This window comes from Pseudomonas chlororaphis subsp. chlororaphis, assembly GCF_003945765.1.
GTDB lineage: Bacteria > Pseudomonadota > Gammaproteobacteria > Pseudomonadales > Pseudomonadaceae > Aquipseudomonas > Aquipseudomonas chlororaphis.
The window spans coordinates 219,722-235,644 of sequence record NZ_CP027712.1 but is presented as its reverse complement, the minus strand read 5'-3'; the positions used below and the strand labels follow the sequence as shown (position 1 = coordinate 235,644).

Below are 15,923 nucleotides of genomic sequence, written 5' to 3'. Positions count from 1 at the left end.
ATCTCCCCAGGCGTCAAGGCTTCTCGCCGATCTGCATGATCAGCGACACCGCCTTGGAGATCACCGCATTGGAGATCTGATTCAACGCCTGCTGGCTGTTGACCGCGTTCTGCAGGGACAGCCCCGCCGAATGACTGGCCACCTGGTACAGCGAGGCAATGGCCTGGGCCGGCGCCTCGGCCACCACCTTGACGTTGGTTTGCGTTACAGCGTCGGTAATCTGGCTGTTGACCTCTGGCATACATCTCTCCTTGATGGAAGGCGCCAGCGCAGGCGCGCTGACGGTGAACTCGTCGACGGTTTCAGGTGCTCATGACACAAGAACGCCCGGCATCCACGGCTGTGAACGCAAAAGCGCTGTCAACGCAGCGCCGCCCGCAGCAACTGCACGCGCTTGCGCACCAGGGGCTGGGCGATGCCCAGCTCGGCGGCGATCTGCGGGTACGGCAATTCCTCGACAAAGCGCATTTCAAACAACCGCCGCTGGAGCAATGGCAGTTGCTCCACGCGATTGCCCAACTGCACCAGTCGTTCGAACCGCTCGGTGTACTCGAACACCGATAGGCAAGGCGCGGCGAGAAGGGCCTGGTGATCGTGCTCAAGGTCGATCGAATGATCGAACAGCTGCCCTTCACGCTTACTGCGCCGCAGGCTGTCGAGAAACACATGGTCCAGCACCAGAAACAGAAAACCCTGCGGCTCTCGTATGCGTTCCGGGGAACGCCTGAAGAACAGCAGGGCTTTCACGGCCGTGTTGGACAGCCACTCCTGGGCCAGGGCCAGGTTGCCCCTGGCTCGCCGGTTGGCCCGGCGCATCAGCTCGGGGTACACCGCTCGCCAGCTTGCCTCGAACAACCGATCGACCGCCGCCACTTCACGAGAAGATCCCATCGCCAGCACTCCCTGTGCATTCCTTGATGAGCCGACAGTCTCTGATCGCGCAGCAGGCGTTCGCTGTTACCTGGGGAACAGTTGGACAATTAATTCAGCGAGCAGGCCTTGCGCCGCAAATGCTCGACATCGTTGATCACCAGGCGGCCGCTCTGGCAGCTGATCACCCCCGAACGCCGCCACAGCTGCAACTGCACATTAAGCTTCGGCCGGCTGGTATTGAGCATCGAAGCCAGGATGCCCTGGTTGCGCGGCACCGCCGCACAGGTCGCTGGGGCCAGCTCGAAGTCATCGATATTGGCCAGCAGGAACCGCGCCAAACGCGACTCCAGGCGATGCAGGCAAACCAGTTCGAGCAACTCCAGGATCTTCATCAGGCGGGTCATCAGCAGCATCAACACGCGCTGCCAGAACAGCGGCTCGTCATACAGCGCCCGGAAATGCCGCCGCCCCAACAGCAGCACCCGGGTCGGGCCGCAGGCGAAGGCCGAGGTTTCCCGGGCGTGGCCCTCGATCAGCGCCGACTCGCCCACCACCTGGCCGACGCCGGCGCTGCCGACAATCTGCTCGCGCCCGTCCGGGCCATGAATCACCGAATACACCTGCCCTTCGGCGACCAGCGCGATGAAGTCCAGCGCCTCGCTCTTGAGGTAGAGCACCTCCCGGTCACTCAACGAGCGCTCCACGGCATGGGTGGCCACATAACGGATCAATGTGTCCGGCAGCCCCCTGAACAGGTCGGAGCGTGCCAGCAGAGTCTGACGCAACGAAAAATCGAGCATTACCGCGCCTTTTGAATGCATGCGTTCGCCTTGACTGGTAGGAAATCGCTGCGCGAGCACGCAGCGGTTAGAGCGCTTGAAGCCATAGAGCAAAGCAAACAAAGGGACGTCCGAGAGGAGGACTTGTGAATGGGGCGAGGGGGCTTGCGGGTATCGCAAAGGTCAAGATAAACAGCGAGGCGACGACCAATCATCACGCGAAAAAAAACCGCATGGACGCCCCAAGCCGACATGGGTATGATGTCGCCCGCACTGCACTCGTAGCTCAGCTGGATAGAGTACTGCCCTCCGAAGGCAGGGGTCGTGGGTTCGAATCCCGCCGAGTGCGCCAGCCAGAAACGCAAAAGCCCCAGGTCGCATAGCCTGGGGCTTTTTCGTTTCTGGCATTTGAGTGGGTCAAAGAACCTTGGGCAGTTTGTCGATATTGGCGCGCCTAAACTAATCAACCCCTCGCCGCGCAACCTCCAATAAGTCCACCCCTTCCCTGAGCAGCAAATAAGCCGCGTGGGTCAGCCGATAAAGATCAGCATCCTCGACGCCCTTGATCGTCACCGAAGTGAGGCTTTCCAGAAGATCCGTCCCGGCCTTGATCCGCTGATGAGCACAATCCAACACATGCGCTATCGGCTCATCACTATCGATCAGCAGAACAGGACAATCAGGAAAATTGGTTTGCAGCGGTATGTACTTCGACATGACATGTCATCCCTAACTTGGTTAAGAAGACTGCCGATCTCGTCGCCAAACGAGTGGGTGGCAGCCGTACGCGGGTTGGCGAACCGGTAAGTTAGTAAACCCGGCAGACCCTGAGGTCTCCCGCGCACAGCCGCCATGGATCACCATTGCCCGCACACAAAGTGCACACGCAAGGAGTCGATGACACGACTGCGCCTAACTTTAAACGGATCGCCAAATCCGGTCGCTGATTTTTCAGCGACAGGAAGAACTATAGGGAGGGAGGTTTGGGAGGGACAAGGCGGATTGGCTGCATTGGTTGTGAGGTATTTCGCTTCTTGGTGAAGCCTTTTCTCCCCGAAAGCCCTTTAGGTGTCTCCAATCTTTTTTGCGATGATGCCTCCCCTGATGCCATTCACGCGCCCGGCCCACTGCCGAGCGCATACCGTTTCTCGCCAGACTCATGGAAGACCCCACACGATGAATATCCCGAACCTTTCCGGCAACACCGCGCCCTCTCACCAGGCGCGTTATTACTACGGGCCCAACTACAAGAAAATGACCCTGGCGGGCCTGGTCTTCGGCGGGCTTTCGCTGTTCGCGGTGTTCGGCACACCCAGCGAGAACAACAGCGTGATCCGGCTGATAGAGGCCCTGGGGCTCAATGGTCATCTGGTCATGCAACTGCTCGGCGTCCTGGGCGTGGCCATGACCGTCGCCGCCGCGGGGGCGCTGATCTTCCTGCGCGGTGCCGGCAATCGTTATGTGGTGCTGACGGACAAGAAGCTGGTGGCCCCGGTCAGTAACTTCAGTTCGAAGATCCGCGAGATTCGCCTGATCAATATCTCGGACGTCGAGCTGGTGGAAGTCTTCAACCAGCGCTTCATCCGCGTCCAGCACAGCGACGGCAAGATGGAACTGGTGGAGAACATGTTCAAGAACCAGGAACTGTTCTACGACTGCTACAAGGCGATTGCCCTGGCCATCGAGGCCAAGGGCCAGAACGTGAAACGCGCGCCCGCCCGCAAGTAAACGCGCCGGGTTTCAGTCTGGCGTCTGCCGCTGCGGCGCCGCTTCATCCTGATCCGCGGCAGATTGGGCCTGTTGCGGGTCTTCATCTTCTTCACCGGCCTCGAGCAGAAAGTCCTTGCGACTCTCCTTGATGGCCTGGCGGATATCCGCGCCCTTGGTCGGGCAATTCAGCAGTGCAGCGATACGGTCGATGCGTGGCGCCATGGCCAGCCTCTCACTTTCAGGAAACTGCCTCGATAGTGCGCGTTTTCGTGGTGCCAGGCCATTACTTGCGCGCGTTTTGCCCTCAGGGTTGCTGCAAGGCCTCCAGCCGCTCGGCAATTTCCTCGTCGGGGAAGCGCTGCTTCAGGGCGATGATGTACTGGTCGGCGACCTTGTCCTGGCCGATCTTGCGCAACCGCAATACCTCGCGCAGGGCGTCGTCGAGGATCGACTCCGACGCATGGCGTTCAACCGGCTCCTTGCCCTGCTCCTTACCCGGGAATGACGCCAGGTGCCCCAGGGACTCATAAGGCTTGGCGGTGAAAGCTTGCGTGTCATGGGTCAGCGGCAGGCCCGCCCCGGGTGCTGCGGGAGCGGGGGCCGACAAGACGCCAGCGGCCGCATCCGGCGTCGCGGCCAGTTCGAAGCGGTTCGACTCCTCCATGGTTGATTCCGCACGGGCGGATTCCGCAGGGGCAGCGCCGGCGGGCGCGGACTCGGCCTGGCGCCGTGCAAGCTGCGGGGCAGCGGCCTTTGCCATGGGTGCCGGCGCGGGAGCGAATGCCTGGCTCGGTGTCGGTTCTGGAGAGCGCTGCAACACGCCCAGCAGCAGGGTCACGCCGAACAGACCGGCGAACGCCACTTGCCAGCGTGGCTGGCGGCACAGATCGAACCAGCGTTGCCACAGGGAAGGCCGGGGCGCCGGGGCTTCACGGCGGGCCGTGGCCATGATCAGGGCGTCGAGGCTGGCCGGCGGCTCGCCATGGCTGTGCTGGCGAATGTGCTCGAGCATGCGCTCTTCTTCGGTAGGGGGAAGCTGTCGGGCGTCAGTCATGTCAGTACCTCCTCGGCCAGGAGCCGACGCAGTTTTTTCAGCGCATAACGGAAACGGCTTTTCACCGTTTCCAGCGGCGTATCGGTAAGGCTGGCGATCTGCGGCAACTCCAGTTCGCCGTGGGCACGCAGCAGGAACACTTCGCGCTGGTCGGCGGGCAGATCCTGCAAGGCGGCGTCGATGCGTTGCCGTTCACGGCTCAGGCTCAGGTGTTGTTCCGGGCCGCTGGCGTCATCGGCCAGGTCGTGCAACTGCTCGTCGTAGCTGTCGTGCAGCGGGTTGCGGATGCCGTGCTTGCGCCAGTGGTCGATCAGGCGGTTGCGGGCGATCTGGTACAGCCAGGTACGAAAGCTGGCCCGGCCCTGTGGCGCACTGGTGGTGCGGATCAGGCTGAGCCAGGTGTCCTGGTAGACCTCGTCGGCCAGCTCGGCCTTGTCGCACAGGCTCAGCAGAAACCGGTACAACCCCTGGCGATGCCGCTGGTAGAGGACCTCGAAGGCAGCGCTGTCGCCCGCGCGATAACGCGCCAGCAGCGTTTCGTCGCTGCTGGCGGGCTCTGGTCGATTCGCCGCAGGCATGGTCGTGCTGAACTCCTTCTGGTGGCTCGTCATGACGTTACTCACGGCGGCTCAACGCCTCCCCGGAACGGCCCGGCTGATTCGCCGGAGCGGCAGTCTGCAGGCTCTGCGCCAGTTCCACCAGTTGCACGAACTCGCCACGCAGGCCGAAACGGTCTTCGCCCTTGGCCCCGCGAGCCAGGGCGACGGTGTCCTTGAGGCCGAAGTCGCCGGTGTAACGAGCGTCCTTGAGCTGCTGAGCGAACGCCGCCACGGCTGCGGCAAATCTTAGATCATCGCTGGCCTGGACGAGTTTGCCGTGCTGTTGCGACGCCAGGATCGGCCGCTCGATCAGCCGGCTGCCGCCGCCCTGCGGTGCCTGGTAGCGTACCCGCAGCATGGCCAGTTCGTCGTTCTTGATGCTCGATTGCGGCTGCGTGGGGGCCTGGCCATAACGCAGCGGCTCCAGCCAGCCCTGCTCGCCCTTGGGCACGATTTCATACAGCGCGGTGACCGTATGCCCGGCCCCGATCTCGCCGGCATCGACCTTGTCGTTGCTGAAGTCCTCGCGTTTCAGCGCGCGGTTCTCATAACCCAGCAGGCGGTATTCGCTGACCTGGGCCGGGTTGAATTCCACCTGCAGCTTCACGTCCTTGGCCACCACCGCCAGGGTCGAGCCGAGCTGGTCCACCAGGACTTTGCGCGCCTCGCGCAGGTTGTCGATATAGGCATAGTTGCCATCGCCGGCGTCGGCCAGTTGCTCCATCAGGTGCTCGTTGTAGTTGTCCACGCCAAAGCCGAGGGTGGTCAGCGACACACCGCTTTTACGCTGCTCGACGGCCATCTGCTTGAGGCGGTCGAAGTCGCTGATGCCGACGTTGAAGTCGCCATCGGTGGCCAGCAGGATGCGGTTGATGCCGTCCTTGATGAAGCCTTGCCGGGCCATCTGATACGCCAGCTGGATGCCCGACGCACCGGCAGTGGAGCCGCCCGCCGTCAGTTGCTCGATGGCATTGCGGATCTTCGCCTTGTCGCGCCCGGAAGTGGGCTCCAGCACCACCCGCGATTCACCGGCATAGACCACCAGCGACACCCGGTCCTGTTCGCGCAACTGGTCGACCAGCAGCTTGAGGGTGCTTTGCACCAGCGGCAGGCCCTCGCGGCGATCCATGGACCCGGATACGTCCACCAGGAACACCAGGTTGGCCGGCGCCAGTTCGGCGACGGTGCGATCCGAAGCCTTGATGCCAATGCGCAACAGGCGGGTGTGGGGGTTCCAGGGCGACGGCGCGATCTCGGTGGTCACGCCAAAGGGCGAGCCGTCGTCGGGCAGGACGTAATCGTAGGGGAAGTAATTGACCAGTTCTTCCAGGCGCACCGCGCCTTCCGGCGGCAGGCTGCCCTGGTTGAGCAGGCGTCGGACATTGGCGTAGGCACCGGTATCGACGTCGACGCTGAAGGTCGAGACCGGAGCCTGCGCCACGCTGTGGATCGGGTTGTCCGGCAGGTTCTGGTACTGCTCCCGCGGCTCGGCGCGATAACCGGCGGGCAGCGATTCGCGCGTCATCATCGAGGCGTGCATGGGTGCCGGGGCGAGCGCCTTGGCGTTGTTGTATCCGGCCAGGATCACATCGGCGCGCGGGGCCTCGCTCGGCGAGGGCACGGCGGCCTGCGGCTCTACCGCCTCCGGGGCGGGCAAGGCAGCGCCCCGGGTCTCAGGCGAGGACGGGCCGCAACCGGCCATGGCCAACAGCAACCCGGCGGCGCACCCCTGAACGGCGGGGCGAAGGAAATACGGAGGAAGGAACATGGGGGCTGACCTCGGGGGAAATTGATCCATTCCCCCCTTCAGACGAAGCCCCTCGGCGATTCGGGTTAAGCCCCGGAAAATTTTTTCTTAGCGCAGGTAGCGCCGCACCACGCTGCTGTTACGCAGCACGTGGCCGTTGATCTTTTCCAGCAGCTGGGCGCGGGTCAGACCGGCCGGCAAGGCGTCGGGCGCCAGCTCCAGGGCGTAGATCTGGATGATGTAGTGGTGCGCACTGTCGCCCACCGGCGGGCAAGGACCGACGTAGCCGGTGGTGCCTTTGCTGTTGGTGCCGCCCAGCCCTTCCAGGGTGCCCTTGGCCCCCGCGCCCGCGGCGATCTGCCGGGTCGTGGGCTTGATCCCGTAATGCACCCAGTGGTCGATACCCTGGCCTTTGGCGCCGTCCGGGTCGTGCATCACGATGGCGTAGCTGCGGGTGCCTTCCGGGCCGGCGGTCCAGGCCAGGGCCGGCGACAGGTTATGCCCGCCGCAGCCCTTGGCATCGCTGGCGCTGGCCGGGGTGAACAGGCGGTTGTCCGAGACACCGGGCACGTTCAGGGTGAAACGCTCCTGGGCCTGGGCCGGCAACTGCAGGCACAGCAGGACGGCGCCGGCGGCCAGCCAGGTATTGAGAGAGGCAAAACGGGACATACGCGAGCACCTTCTGCGAATGGGTTTATCGGAGCCTGGAAACAGGAGCCTGGAGACTATAGCTGCGCGGCGCAGCGTTGCGCTTGAGCAATATTGGCGCTGATTGAGCTTGAGCCGCCGCCGCTTGTAAACGAAAAAACCCCGGTTTTTTTCAGCTCCGGGGCTTTTTTCGACGACCGCCGGGATTTTTACCCGGCCGCCCTGACCCTGCCACCTTCAACCAGCAGCCGAATCAGCGTTCCACGGAATCCGCCAGCAACGGCGGATGTGGCTGGCGCTCGGGGCTCAGGCGCAAGAAGCCGGTGGTGACAAGGCTGATGCCGCCCTCCTCGTCGTTGTGCACCGTCATGGTCCCGGGCTGGCGCATGCGCGCAAAGTTGGCGGCACTGAGCTTGAAGCTTTCGCTCAGGCGCTGGTCGTCCAGCGCCGGCGACGGCAGGCGGCGCCGGGCAAAACCCTTGCTCTTGCGCTGCTGGTAGCGCGCCCAGAGGATCAGCACGGCGGCGTTGAGCAGGGCCACCCACAGGTAGGTCTGCAAGGTGCCCAGCGCTTCCAGCACGCCGACCTCGATACGGGGGCCGTCGTGGGTGTCGATCAGCGGCCACAGGCCGCGTACCAGCAGGTACAGCAGGCCGATCCAGGCCAGCACGGTGAACGCCGCATCGACGATCACCAGCAATGGGCGTTGACGGGTTCTGATGATTTTCATCAGCGAGCCTCCTCTTCATCATCTATCGGCTTGATGCCACGGTCGGGGCTGACCCAGCGCGCACGCTTGCGGTGTTGGCTGAACAGCACCTTGGGGAAACTGACAAGCGTGGTGAACAGGCTGACGAGCCAGAACACCAGGGGGTACCAAACCACCCAGAACATGGTCTTGCCCAAACCCTTTTCATACCGGCGATCGATCAGGATGCTGACCGCGAACTGCAGCAGGCAGACCATCGCCAGCACCAGCCCGGTGAAGGCCGGCGGCATCAGACGGTCGACGGCGATGGCCTCGGGCATGACGATGAAATGGCCGGCGCCCCAGAAGATCACCGACAGCAGGAAGGTGAAGGCCCAGCCGGTGGACAGGCAGTATTCGAACAGCAGCGGCCACAGGTAGCGGTGGCGCCATTGCCAGATCCCGCGGATGTTCTTGAACAGCACCTCGGCGCCACCCTGGGCCCAGCGCAGGCGCTGCTTCCACAGGCCACGCAGGGTTTCCGGCATGAGGATCCAGCACAGCGCCCGTGGCTCGTAGAAGATGCTCCAGTGATCGAGCTGCAGCTTCCAGCTGATGTCGATGTCTTCGGTGATCATGTCCGGGCTCCAGTAGCCGACCCGGTGCAGGGCCGAGCGGCGGAAGGCGACAATCACCCCGGAGACCGTGAAGATCCGCCCGAACACCCGCTGGGTGCGCTTGATCAGGCCGATGATCGAGGAGAACTCGCCTACCTGGACCCGGCCCACCAGGGTCGAGCGGGTGCGAATGCGCGGGTTGCCGGTCACCGCGCCCAGGCGCGCATTCTCCAGCAGCGGCGCCACCAGGTAGGCCGCGGTGTTCGGCGCCAGCAGCGCGTCACCGTCGATACACACCAGGTATTCGCTGCGCGCCGCCACGGCGCCCATGCGCAGGGCCACGGCCTTGCCCTGGTTTTGTGCCAGGTGCACCACCCGCAGCCGCGGATCCTCCAGCGCCAGGGCGTCCAGCACTTGCGCGGTGTTGTCCTTGGAGCCGTCGTTGATCGCGATAACTTCGATATTCGGGTAGTGCTGGGCCAGCGCCGCGTGGATGGTGTCGGCCGCGTTGTCGCCCTCGTTGTAGCAAGGGATCAGGATGCTGATCAGCGGCTCGCCCGCCAGCGCCGGCGGCAGGGTGTCGTCCTTCCAGGGCCAGTGGCGTTCCCAGTGCAGCCAGAAGTACAGGCCGCCGGCGATCCACAGGCCGGACATGAACAGCGGGTAGAAGAACACGAAGTCCATCAGGAACTGGCCGGTCACCAGGAAGATCAGGCCCAGCGGCACACCGAGGACAATCGCCAGGACGAGCAGGGCTAGCAGTCGATCCAACATGATTTAGGGATTCCACTTGGTGGAGAGCGCGGGACGGATGGTCTTCAGGTCCGGCGAGTTCTCGAGAAAGTTATCCGGGTAGTAGCCGAAGCTGGTCGCGCCCTGGCGCTTGAGCCGGCCCATCCAGTCGGCCATCTGCGCGGCGTCGATATCGCTCGCCGGTTTTTGCGCCCAGTCCCGGGCCTGCAGTTCGAAGACGGTACGGTTGAGCGCGCCGGGGCGTGCCTTGACCGTGGCCACCAGTTGCTCCAGCCAGGCGCCGGAAGCCTTGCGCGGCTGGCCCTCCATCAACGGCATGGCCATCGGCGCGGTCCAGTCGTAATTGGCGAGGAAGTCGTCGAGGTTCTGGGCGAACCAGGCTTCGCTCTGCGGGTTGAGCATCGGCTCGGCGAACAGGTTGCGCGCGGTCAGCACCTGCGGCCCGCGGATCGCCTTGACCTTGGCGGTCAGCTCATGGGTGAAGTCGATCAGGTAGCGGCTCTTGAAGCGGGTCCAGCGCTGCAGGGTCGCCGGATCGGCGCGCAAGGCGGCGATCGAACCGGGCAGGCCGTTGGCGACATAGGCGCGCAGGGCTGCGGGGCTGGCGTCTTCGAAGTCGGAGAACACCGCGTCGTCGTGGTAGAGGATGCCGTCCACCGAGGTCAGGCGCGCCACGTCTTCGTAGATCTCACCGATGATGCGCCGCACCTTCGGGTCGAACGGCGACAGGCGCCGGTACTGGTCGGGGTCGACCGCAACCTGGCCGGTTTCCGGGTCCCAGCGGGTCACGCGTGGCAGGCTCGGGTCGAGGGCGAAACTCAGCACCGGCATCCAGGCGAACACCTTGACGTTGGCCCGGGTGCGCAGTTGCCAGGCGACCCGGTCGAAGATATCGGCGCGCACCGGCAGGTGGCGGTTGGCGAAGTACAGCGAGTGCACCAGGCCATCGCCCTTGGGGTCGGCGAAGGCTTGCAGGAACACGGTGTTGACGCCCAGGTCGGCCATGCGCTGGACCAGCTTGCCGAGGTTGATTTCCTGCTGCTGCGGGTCCGGGTCGTAGACGTTGTCCAGGTCGACATGGGCCACGCGCATCGGGTTGCTGGCCTCGACGCCGACGATGCTGTTGGAGAAGTGGATGGCGTCCGGGTCCGAGGACACCAGGAAGCGCGGGCTGCTCATCAGGTTGTCGAGGGCATCGAGGCCGTCGTCGAGGGTCAGGGCCATGTCGTAGCCCTCCTCGCCCACCACCCGCAGCGCGGTGCCATCGGCGGCGCCATAAGGCCAGACCCAGACCCGTGGGTTGTAGCCGGTGGCGGCGCGGATTTTTTTCGAGATCGCCGCCACGTCGCTGCGCAGGCGCGCCTCGAATTCGGCTTCGCTTTCATAGCGCCCGGTGTTGGCGTCATAGCGCCGGGTGGCGGCGGCCGGTTGCAGGTTGCCCTGGGGGTTGGCCAGCACGCCCTTGTGGTTGGCATCGGTGTGGGCGGCGATTTCCACCAGGCCGGAACGGGAGATCTCGCGGACCTGCTCCCAGGTCAGGAAGTCCGAGCGCTTGCGCGGGGTGCCGGCAAAATCCACCGGCTGGTTCAGCGGGGTATCGACCCACGCCCCCACCGGCGCCAGCAGGGCATGCCAGTTGTAGCTGCGCAGCACCGGCAACACGCGGGTGTAGAAGCTCGCGTAACCGTCGTCGAAGCTCAGCAGCACGGCCTTGGCCGGCAGCTCGGGGCCGCCTTTGCGCGCCGCCATGATCTGGTCCACGGTGACCGGCTGGTAGCCGTTCTCGCGCAGCCAGGCCAGCTGTTCGATCAGGCGTTCAGTGCGCACGGCCACCACCGCCTGGTCGGGGTCGCGGTCTTCGACGTCGTGGTAGGCAATGCCCAGCACGTGGTTTTTCGGCCACGGGGTTTCGCTGGCGGGCACCGGGCGTTGCGCCGGCGCCAGGAAATCCGCGGCGGGCTGGGCGCAGGCGCTGAGAATCAGGGCTCCCAGCAGGAGGATGCAACGGGTCATCGGAGGCATCTTCGGACTCTTCTAGAAGCGGTAGGTAAGGTCGAGGAGCAGGCGCAGGTCGGTTTCCCGGTCGCCGTCATAAGGCCGGTTGAGCACGCTCAGGGCGGCGCCGGCTTCGAACACGTCGTTCCAGGTCACGCGCTGGCCATAGCTGAGCAGGCCGATCGCCCCGGTGGAGTAATCGCGCTGGCTGTAGGTACCGGCGCCCACCTGGAACTGCTGGCTCCAGGAGGTTTCGTAGCGGTGATAGAGCACGTGGTTGACGTTCACCGTCGGCAGGACCGTGAAGTCCGACTTGGGGTTGAAGTAGGGCGTGTCTTCCTTGCTGTTGCGGCTGGCGCCGACTTCCAGGCCCAGGTCGACCTGTACGTGGGGCGTGGCATAGACGCCCTCGCGACCGGTGAGCACCGCTTCGAAACGGTTGTTGCCATCGCTGAAATGCGAGGGGCTCAGGGCCAGCCGCCATTCCCGGCTCTCGTTGGCCCGCCAGCGCACGAAGCCGCTGCCGCCATTGGCGTAGATGTTGCTGTTGAGCGCCCGCAGCGGCGTGTTGGCCGAGAGGTATTCCAGGCTGGCGCCGTACTGCCAGTGATCGTCGATGTCGCGGGCCAGGGACAGCCGCGCGCCCTGCTTGTCGTCGAAGCCGTAGGAGTGGTTGGAGACTTCCGCCTCCAGGGTCATGTCGCGGGTCCGGCGCTCCACGCCGATCCGCTGCCAGCGGTGGTGCCCGGTGCCTTCCTGGAAGTCGCCGGTGGCATAGCCGAGGCCGCCGAACAGGCGCCAGTCTTCATTGATCGGCGGGCTGTAGAGCACCGTCTCGATGCCGAAATCCTTGCTCCCGGAAACCGCGCCGGCGCCGCTGTTGCCACCGCCGTAGCTCTTGCCGCCATAGGTCTCGACCCGCAGCTCGGCCATGTCGTGCACTTGGCGCTGGCGGGCCAGGCGCTGCACCTGACGGTTGTCGGGATAACGCTGCACCACGTCGTCGGTCAGGGCATCGAGCTGACGCCATTCCTGCAGGTCCTGGGCGGTGTGGCCCTGGGCAACCTCGAGGCCGACATCGCGCGGCGCCATGCTCTCGGTTTCCTTGAGCAGGCCCTCGGCGCGCCGCGGCCAGTCCCGGGCCTGGTACAGGTTGGCCTGGGCCACGCGCAGGCCGATATTGCCCGGCGCCTGGTCCACCAGGCTGGCCAGGCGCTGCTCGCTGCCCGGCAGGTCGGCGCTGTAGGTGCCGGACTGCGCGGCGAGCTGCTGGGCGTCCATCCATTCATCGTTGGGGTTGCCCACCGGCAAGCCCTTGAGCTCGACCCGCGGCTTCTGGTTCCTGGCCAGGTCGTCGGCGACCTGTTGCGCTTCCTGCGGGCGGTCGCTTTCCAGCAAGGCGTAATACAGCGCGGTGCTGTCTTCGACGCGGTCGCTGACATCGGCATCCGGCGCCGCCAGCACCTGGCGATAGAGGTCGCTGGCGATCTCCGGCTGGCGCTGGTCCAGATAGGCGGCCGCCACCCAACGCCGGGCGTAGGTGGGGATGGCCACGTCTTCGGCGGTCAGCGTGTGGTACTGGTCAATCACCTGGGCGGTACGCGCCCGGGCCTTGAGCGCGCCCATGCGGTCGATGCGCCAGCGGGTCACGTCGTCCCTGGCCGCCGGGTCCGGGGTCCAGGTGGCGAGCAGTTGATCGTAATCGGCCAGGGCACGGTCGGCGATGACATAGCGCTCTTTCTCGCTGCGGGTCGCCAGTTCGGCCAGGCGCACGCGCTCGGCGGCCAGGTCGCCTTGCAGACGACGTTCTATGACGGGATCGATCAGCCCCGGGCGCTGGCGGGCCAGGCGCAGGGCCGGCTCCGGCAGGCGGGCCCGTTGCAGGGCGAACACGTATTCGCGGGCGACTTCCGGCCGGGTGCCGGCGCGGACGAACGCCTGGTCGAACTCGAACAGCGCGTCATACGGCGAACCGGCGCGGGTCAGGGCGTAGCCCAGGGCCAGGCGGCGGGTGGCGTCGTCGGGCTTGGCCGCCACCAGCTCGCGGGCACGGCGCACGGCCTCCTCCGGCTTGCCGGCGTCGGCCTGGGTCAGGGCCAGTCCCAGTTGCAGGTCGGGGTTACGCGGGTCGCGTTCGAGGGCCAGGCGGTACACCTGGATCGCCGAGTCCCAGCGCTGCAGATTGCGGTAGGCCCGGGCGGTGGCCGTCAGCGCCTGGATCGGCAGCACCCGGCCATGGGCCTGGGTTTCATAGACATTCACGACTTCAGCGTCGAGGCCGGCCCAGCTGGCGATCTGCAGGTGATCGCTGACCAGCCCGGTGCTCAGCCGTTCGGCCGGCACCTGGCGCAAATGGCTCAGGGCTGGTGCATAGCTGCCAGCGCGGGCGTCGAGAATCAGGCGGTCGTAGGCCGGGTCGGCGAGGGCCAGGGTCGGCCACAGCAATTGGCTGCATAACGTCAGGCGCAGCAGCGGTCGCAAACCATAAAGGCGAACAGGATGAACAATGAACGGCATTTCTTCAGCATCCTTACATGGCTAGCCGGGGTCTTGTGTCCCCCCGCCTGATACGTGCCAGGAAGCCGAATCAGATGACTCGGCCAGATTGGGGCGGAGTCTTCCACGCAAGGCTGATGCGGATGCGCAAATGCAATATTTCTTCAGATTCGTTTCTGCGCGAATCCGCGAACGACGTGGCCTGTAGCCATGTTCGAGGAGGCTCTGGGCGGGGATTCTCCAGCCGGATGCAGGCAAAAAAACGCCCGGCAGCTCCGTGGTACAGAGGCCGGGCGTTTCTGGCTGAAAACCCCGTGGAGGGGTTTTCGAGGCTTACTGGATGGTGACAGGGCCCAGTTTGCTCATGACAAAACCGACGAACTGCTCAGGCGTCATTTTCTGGCCGTTGAAGTCCACTTCGTTATTGGCGTAGCGCACCTTGGAGACGATGTCGTTGCCTTCCAGCTTGGCCAGCTGGGTACCCAGCGCCATGCCGCTGACCATGTCGGCGGCCATGCTGCCCTGGTCGGCGATCGCCTTGGCGTCGGTCACGCCGTCCAGCTGCGCCTGCACTGATGCCATGTCGGCGATCATCGGCTTGGACAGCAGCAGGTTCAGGTCCAGCTGGGTGAGCAGTTGCTTGCTCAGTTCGGCCGGCGGCAGCTCCATGGATTGCGGCTTGTTCAGGTCCACCACCAGGCTCAGGCGGCTTTCGCCGTTGGTGGTCTTGAACGAGAGGTTTTCCAGGGCGATATGCGGCTGGGCGGCCAGCAGCTTGTCCAGGTCAGCCTTGACCTGGGCCTGCTCGGCTTCGCTCAGGTTCAGCTCGGGCGCTGGCTCCCCGGCGGCTTCAGCCGCGGCGACGGCGTCTTCGTAGGGTTGCAGCTTGTTCTGGTAGACCTGCATCAGCGACATGCCAGAGGCGATGTCGAGGTTCTTCATGCTCCAGGCCATTTGCGCCGAACCGACGGCTTTGCCGTTGAGGGCGACTTCGCCAATCTTGTAGTCGGCACGGCCGGCCAGGTGGGCGCCCTTCTCGTCGGTGGCGCTCTTGATCTGCGAATTCTTGAAGCTGAGCACCGACTGTTTCTCGCCGAACGTGGCCTTGGTGCTGGTCAGCTCCAGGGTGTTGTCTCCGACGTAGAAGCCATAGTTGCTCTTGGTCAGGTTGCTGGCCAGGGTCAGGCCGTTGAGCTCGACCTGCACCGGCGTCTGGTCTTCGGCGACGCTGTTGAGCTTGAGGCTGTCCATGTAGCCTTCAGCCTTGACCTTCTGCGCTTGGGCGCTGGTCGAGAGGTCCAGCTTCAGGCCGGAGAACTTGAGGGTCGACTTGTCGTCCAGGGCCGTCTCCAGCGGCAGCAACTCCAGGTTGCCGGTGGCGGAACGGTCGTAACCCAGGTTGACCACGCCCTTGAGCGGGGAAACATCCTTGGTGGCGGCGAACCATTTCTCGGTCAGGGCGTTCTTTTCCAGCTCGTAGTGACTGGTGGCCATGACCGGCAGCCATTTCAGGGTCATCAGGCGCGAGAACGGCAGCGGGCCGTGTTCGATGCGGTCGACGAACACCAGCTCGACGCCCTCGGCGCTGTCGCCGAACATCTCGCCCTGGCCCTTGAGGCGGTAGCGCGCGGTGCTGCTGAACAGGTTGCGCTCCAGCGATACCAGCTCCAGGCTGGCGGTACCGTTGGAACCGACCATGGCGGCCTGGAGTTCCTTGTTGGCGTCGGCGATAGAGGTTTGCAGCACCCCTTCCAGCTTGGTCCCGGTATACCAGGCGCCGCCGGCACTGATAGCGCCCACCGCGACGACGATTCCTAACAGTACGCCTGCTGATTTATTCATTATTTGACCCGATCGATCCGTTGTTGAAATGTGTGGTCGTCTTCCCTGAACCCGGCACGGGTTGTGGCTCGACTGTGCGTAAAACTGCCGAAGATTAGCACCGGCCAAGCCAGGCGGCCCAA

15 protein-coding genes and 1 tRNA gene are annotated in these 15,923 nt (G+C 64.7%); 2 read left to right on the top strand and 14 right to left on the bottom strand.

Annotated elements, in window-relative coordinates; genetic code table 11:
- Positions 1 to 13: 13 nt before the first annotated feature.
- The 3 genes from C4K27_RS01010 to C4K27_RS01000 all read right to left on the bottom strand — a co-directional run bounded on the left by C4K27_RS01010 (position 14) and on the right by C4K27_RS01000 (position 1,694).
- Positions 14 to 241 carry a RebB family R body protein gene (locus tag C4K27_RS01010; protein WP_007930328.1) on the bottom strand — a complete coding sequence of 76 codons (228 nt, stop codon included), beginning with the start codon at positions 239 to 241 and terminating at the stop codon, positions 14 to 16.
- 119 nt (positions 242 to 360) lie between these two features.
- Entirely contained in the window at positions 361 to 891 is a 531-nt protein-coding gene (locus C4K27_RS01005; protein ID WP_173613327.1) for an RNA polymerase sigma factor, read from the bottom strand.
- 89 nt (positions 892 to 980) lie between these two features.
- On the bottom strand, positions 981 to 1,694 hold the full coding sequence (locus C4K27_RS01000; RefSeq protein WP_053259208.1) for a Crp/Fnr family transcriptional regulator: 714 nt from the start codon (positions 1,692 to 1,694) through the stop codon (positions 981 to 983).
- A gap of 233 nt (positions 1,695 to 1,927) precedes the next feature.
- Between C4K27_RS01000 and C4K27_RS00995 the strand changes: the two genes are divergently transcribed.
- Positions 1,928 to 2,004 (top strand) — tRNA-Arg (locus C4K27_RS00995).
- A 107-nt stretch (positions 2,005 to 2,111) separates the two neighbouring features.
- Here the strand turns inward: C4K27_RS00995 and C4K27_RS00990 are convergent.
- A complete protein-coding gene (locus C4K27_RS00990; protein WP_053259207.1) occupies positions 2,112 to 2,369 on the bottom strand; it encodes a hypothetical protein in 258 nt (85 codons plus the stop codon).
- Between the two features lie 459 nt (positions 2,370 to 2,828).
- Here C4K27_RS00990 and C4K27_RS00985 point away from each other — a divergent pair, with 459 nt between their 5' ends.
- Positions 2,829 to 3,380 carry a hypothetical protein gene (locus tag C4K27_RS00985; RefSeq protein WP_053259206.1) on the top strand — a complete coding sequence of 184 codons (552 nt, stop codon included), beginning with the start codon at positions 2,829 to 2,831 and terminating at the stop codon, positions 3,378 to 3,380.
- 12 nt (positions 3,381 to 3,392) lie between these two features.
- Here C4K27_RS00985 and C4K27_RS00980 read toward each other — a convergent pair whose 3' ends face one another.
- From C4K27_RS00980 to C4K27_RS00935, 10 genes are all read right to left on the bottom strand, one after another.
- Complete coding sequence (locus C4K27_RS00980; protein ID WP_053259205.1) at positions 3,393 to 3,584, bottom strand: hypothetical protein; 192 nt, start codon at positions 3,582 to 3,584, stop codon at positions 3,393 to 3,395.
- An 82-nt stretch (positions 3,585 to 3,666) separates the two neighbouring features.
- Positions 3,667 to 4,416, bottom strand: a complete 750-nt coding sequence (locus tag C4K27_RS00975; RefSeq protein ID WP_053259204.1) for a hypothetical protein — start codon at positions 4,414 to 4,416, stop codon at positions 3,667 to 3,669.
- A complete protein-coding gene (locus C4K27_RS00970; RefSeq protein ID WP_053259535.1) occupies positions 4,413 to 4,994 on the bottom strand; it encodes an RNA polymerase sigma factor in 582 nt (193 codons plus the stop codon). The genes C4K27_RS00975 and C4K27_RS00970 overlap by 4 nt, the downstream gene beginning before the upstream one ends.
- Before the next feature lie 37 nt (positions 4,995 to 5,031).
- Positions 5,032 to 6,783 carry a vWA domain-containing protein gene (locus C4K27_RS00965; protein WP_053259203.1) on the bottom strand — a complete coding sequence of 584 codons (1,752 nt, stop codon included), beginning with the start codon at positions 6,781 to 6,783 and terminating at the stop codon, positions 5,032 to 5,034.
- Positions 6,784 to 6,870: 87 nt separating this feature from the next.
- Positions 6,871 to 7,431 (bottom strand): YbhB/YbcL family Raf kinase inhibitor-like protein, encoded by a 561-nt coding sequence (locus C4K27_RS00960; RefSeq protein ID WP_007930309.1) that lies wholly within the window; start codon positions 7,429 to 7,431, stop codon positions 6,871 to 6,873.
- Positions 7,432 to 7,663: 232 nt separating this feature from the next.
- Entirely contained in the window at positions 7,664 to 8,140 is a 477-nt protein-coding gene (pgaD, locus tag C4K27_RS00955) for a poly-beta-1,6-N-acetyl-D-glucosamine biosynthesis protein PgaD (RefSeq protein WP_053259202.1), read from the bottom strand.
- Complete coding sequence (gene pgaC, locus C4K27_RS00950; RefSeq protein ID WP_053259201.1) at positions 8,140 to 9,489, bottom strand: poly-beta-1,6-N-acetyl-D-glucosamine synthase; 1,350 nt, start codon at positions 9,487 to 9,489, stop codon at positions 8,140 to 8,142. Before pgaC ends, pgaD begins: the two co-directional genes overlap by 1 nt.
- 3 nt (positions 9,490 to 9,492) lie before the next feature.
- A complete protein-coding gene (pgaB, locus tag C4K27_RS00945; protein ID WP_053259200.1) occupies positions 9,493 to 11,490 on the bottom strand; it encodes a poly-beta-1,6-N-acetyl-D-glucosamine N-deacetylase PgaB in 1,998 nt (665 codons plus the stop codon).
- Between the two features lie 12 nt (positions 11,491 to 11,502).
- Positions 11,503 to 13,980: a poly-beta-1,6 N-acetyl-D-glucosamine export porin PgaA gene (pgaA, locus tag C4K27_RS00940; RefSeq protein ID WP_053259199.1), complete on the bottom strand. Its 2,478-nt coding sequence runs from the start codon at positions 13,978 to 13,980 to the stop codon at positions 11,503 to 11,505.
- A gap of 312 nt (positions 13,981 to 14,292) precedes the next feature.
- Positions 14,293 to 15,801 (bottom strand): YdgA family protein, encoded by a 1,509-nt coding sequence (locus C4K27_RS00935; RefSeq protein WP_053259198.1) that lies wholly within the window; start codon positions 15,799 to 15,801, stop codon positions 14,293 to 14,295.
- Positions 15,802 to 15,923 lie beyond the last annotated feature (122 nt).

What these genes read in the sequence shown, in the direction of transcription:
- C4K27_RS00985 (WP_053259206.1), top strand. Translation starts at nt 2,829, where the DNA reads ATGAATATCCCGAACCTTTCCGGCAACACCGCGCCCTCTCACCAGGCG.
- C4K27_RS01005 (WP_173613327.1), bottom strand. Translation starts at nt 891, where the DNA reads ATGGGATCTTCTCGTGAAGTGGCGGCGGTCGATCGGTTGTTCGAGGCA.
- C4K27_RS00935 (WP_053259198.1), bottom strand. Translation starts at nt 15,801, where the DNA reads ATGAATAAATCAGCAGGCGTACTGTTAGGAATCGTCGTCGCGGTGGGC.
- C4K27_RS01000 (WP_053259208.1), bottom strand. Translation starts at nt 1,694, where the DNA reads ATGCATTCAAAAGGCGCGGTAATGCTCGATTTTTCGTTGCGTCAGACT.
- pgaB (WP_053259200.1), bottom strand. Translation starts at nt 11,490, where the DNA reads ATGCCTCCGATGACCCGTTGCATCCTCCTGCTGGGAGCCCTGATTCTC.
- C4K27_RS01010 (WP_007930328.1), bottom strand. Translation starts at nt 241, where the DNA reads ATGCCAGAGGTCAACAGCCAGATTACCGACGCTGTAACGCAAACCAAC.
- C4K27_RS00960 (WP_007930309.1), bottom strand. Translation starts at nt 7,431, where the DNA reads ATGTCCCGTTTTGCCTCTCTCAATACCTGGCTGGCCGCCGGCGCCGTC.
- pgaC (WP_053259201.1), bottom strand. Translation starts at nt 9,489, where the DNA reads ATGTTGGATCGACTGCTAGCCCTGCTCGTCCTGGCGATTGTCCTCGGT.
- C4K27_RS00980 (WP_053259205.1), bottom strand. Translation starts at nt 3,584, where the DNA reads ATGGCGCCACGCATCGACCGTATCGCTGCACTGCTGAATTGCCCGACC.
- C4K27_RS00970 (WP_053259535.1), bottom strand. Translation starts at nt 4,994, where the DNA reads ATGCCTGCGGCGAATCGACCAGAGCCCGCCAGCAGCGACGAAACGCTG.
- pgaA (WP_053259199.1), bottom strand. Translation starts at nt 13,980, where the DNA reads ATGCCGTTCATTGTTCATCCTGTTCGCCTTTATGGTTTGCGACCGCTG.
- C4K27_RS00965 (WP_053259203.1), bottom strand. Translation starts at nt 6,783, where the DNA reads ATGTTCCTTCCTCCGTATTTCCTTCGCCCCGCCGTTCAGGGGTGCGCC.
- pgaD (WP_053259202.1), bottom strand. Translation starts at nt 8,140, where the DNA reads ATGAAAATCATCAGAACCCGTCAACGCCCATTGCTGGTGATCGTCGAT.
- C4K27_RS00990 (WP_053259207.1), bottom strand. Translation starts at nt 2,369, where the DNA reads ATGTCGAAGTACATACCGCTGCAAACCAATTTTCCTGATTGTCCTGTT.
- C4K27_RS00975 (WP_053259204.1), bottom strand. Translation starts at nt 4,416, where the DNA reads ATGACTGACGCCCGACAGCTTCCCCCTACCGAAGAAGAGCGCATGCTC.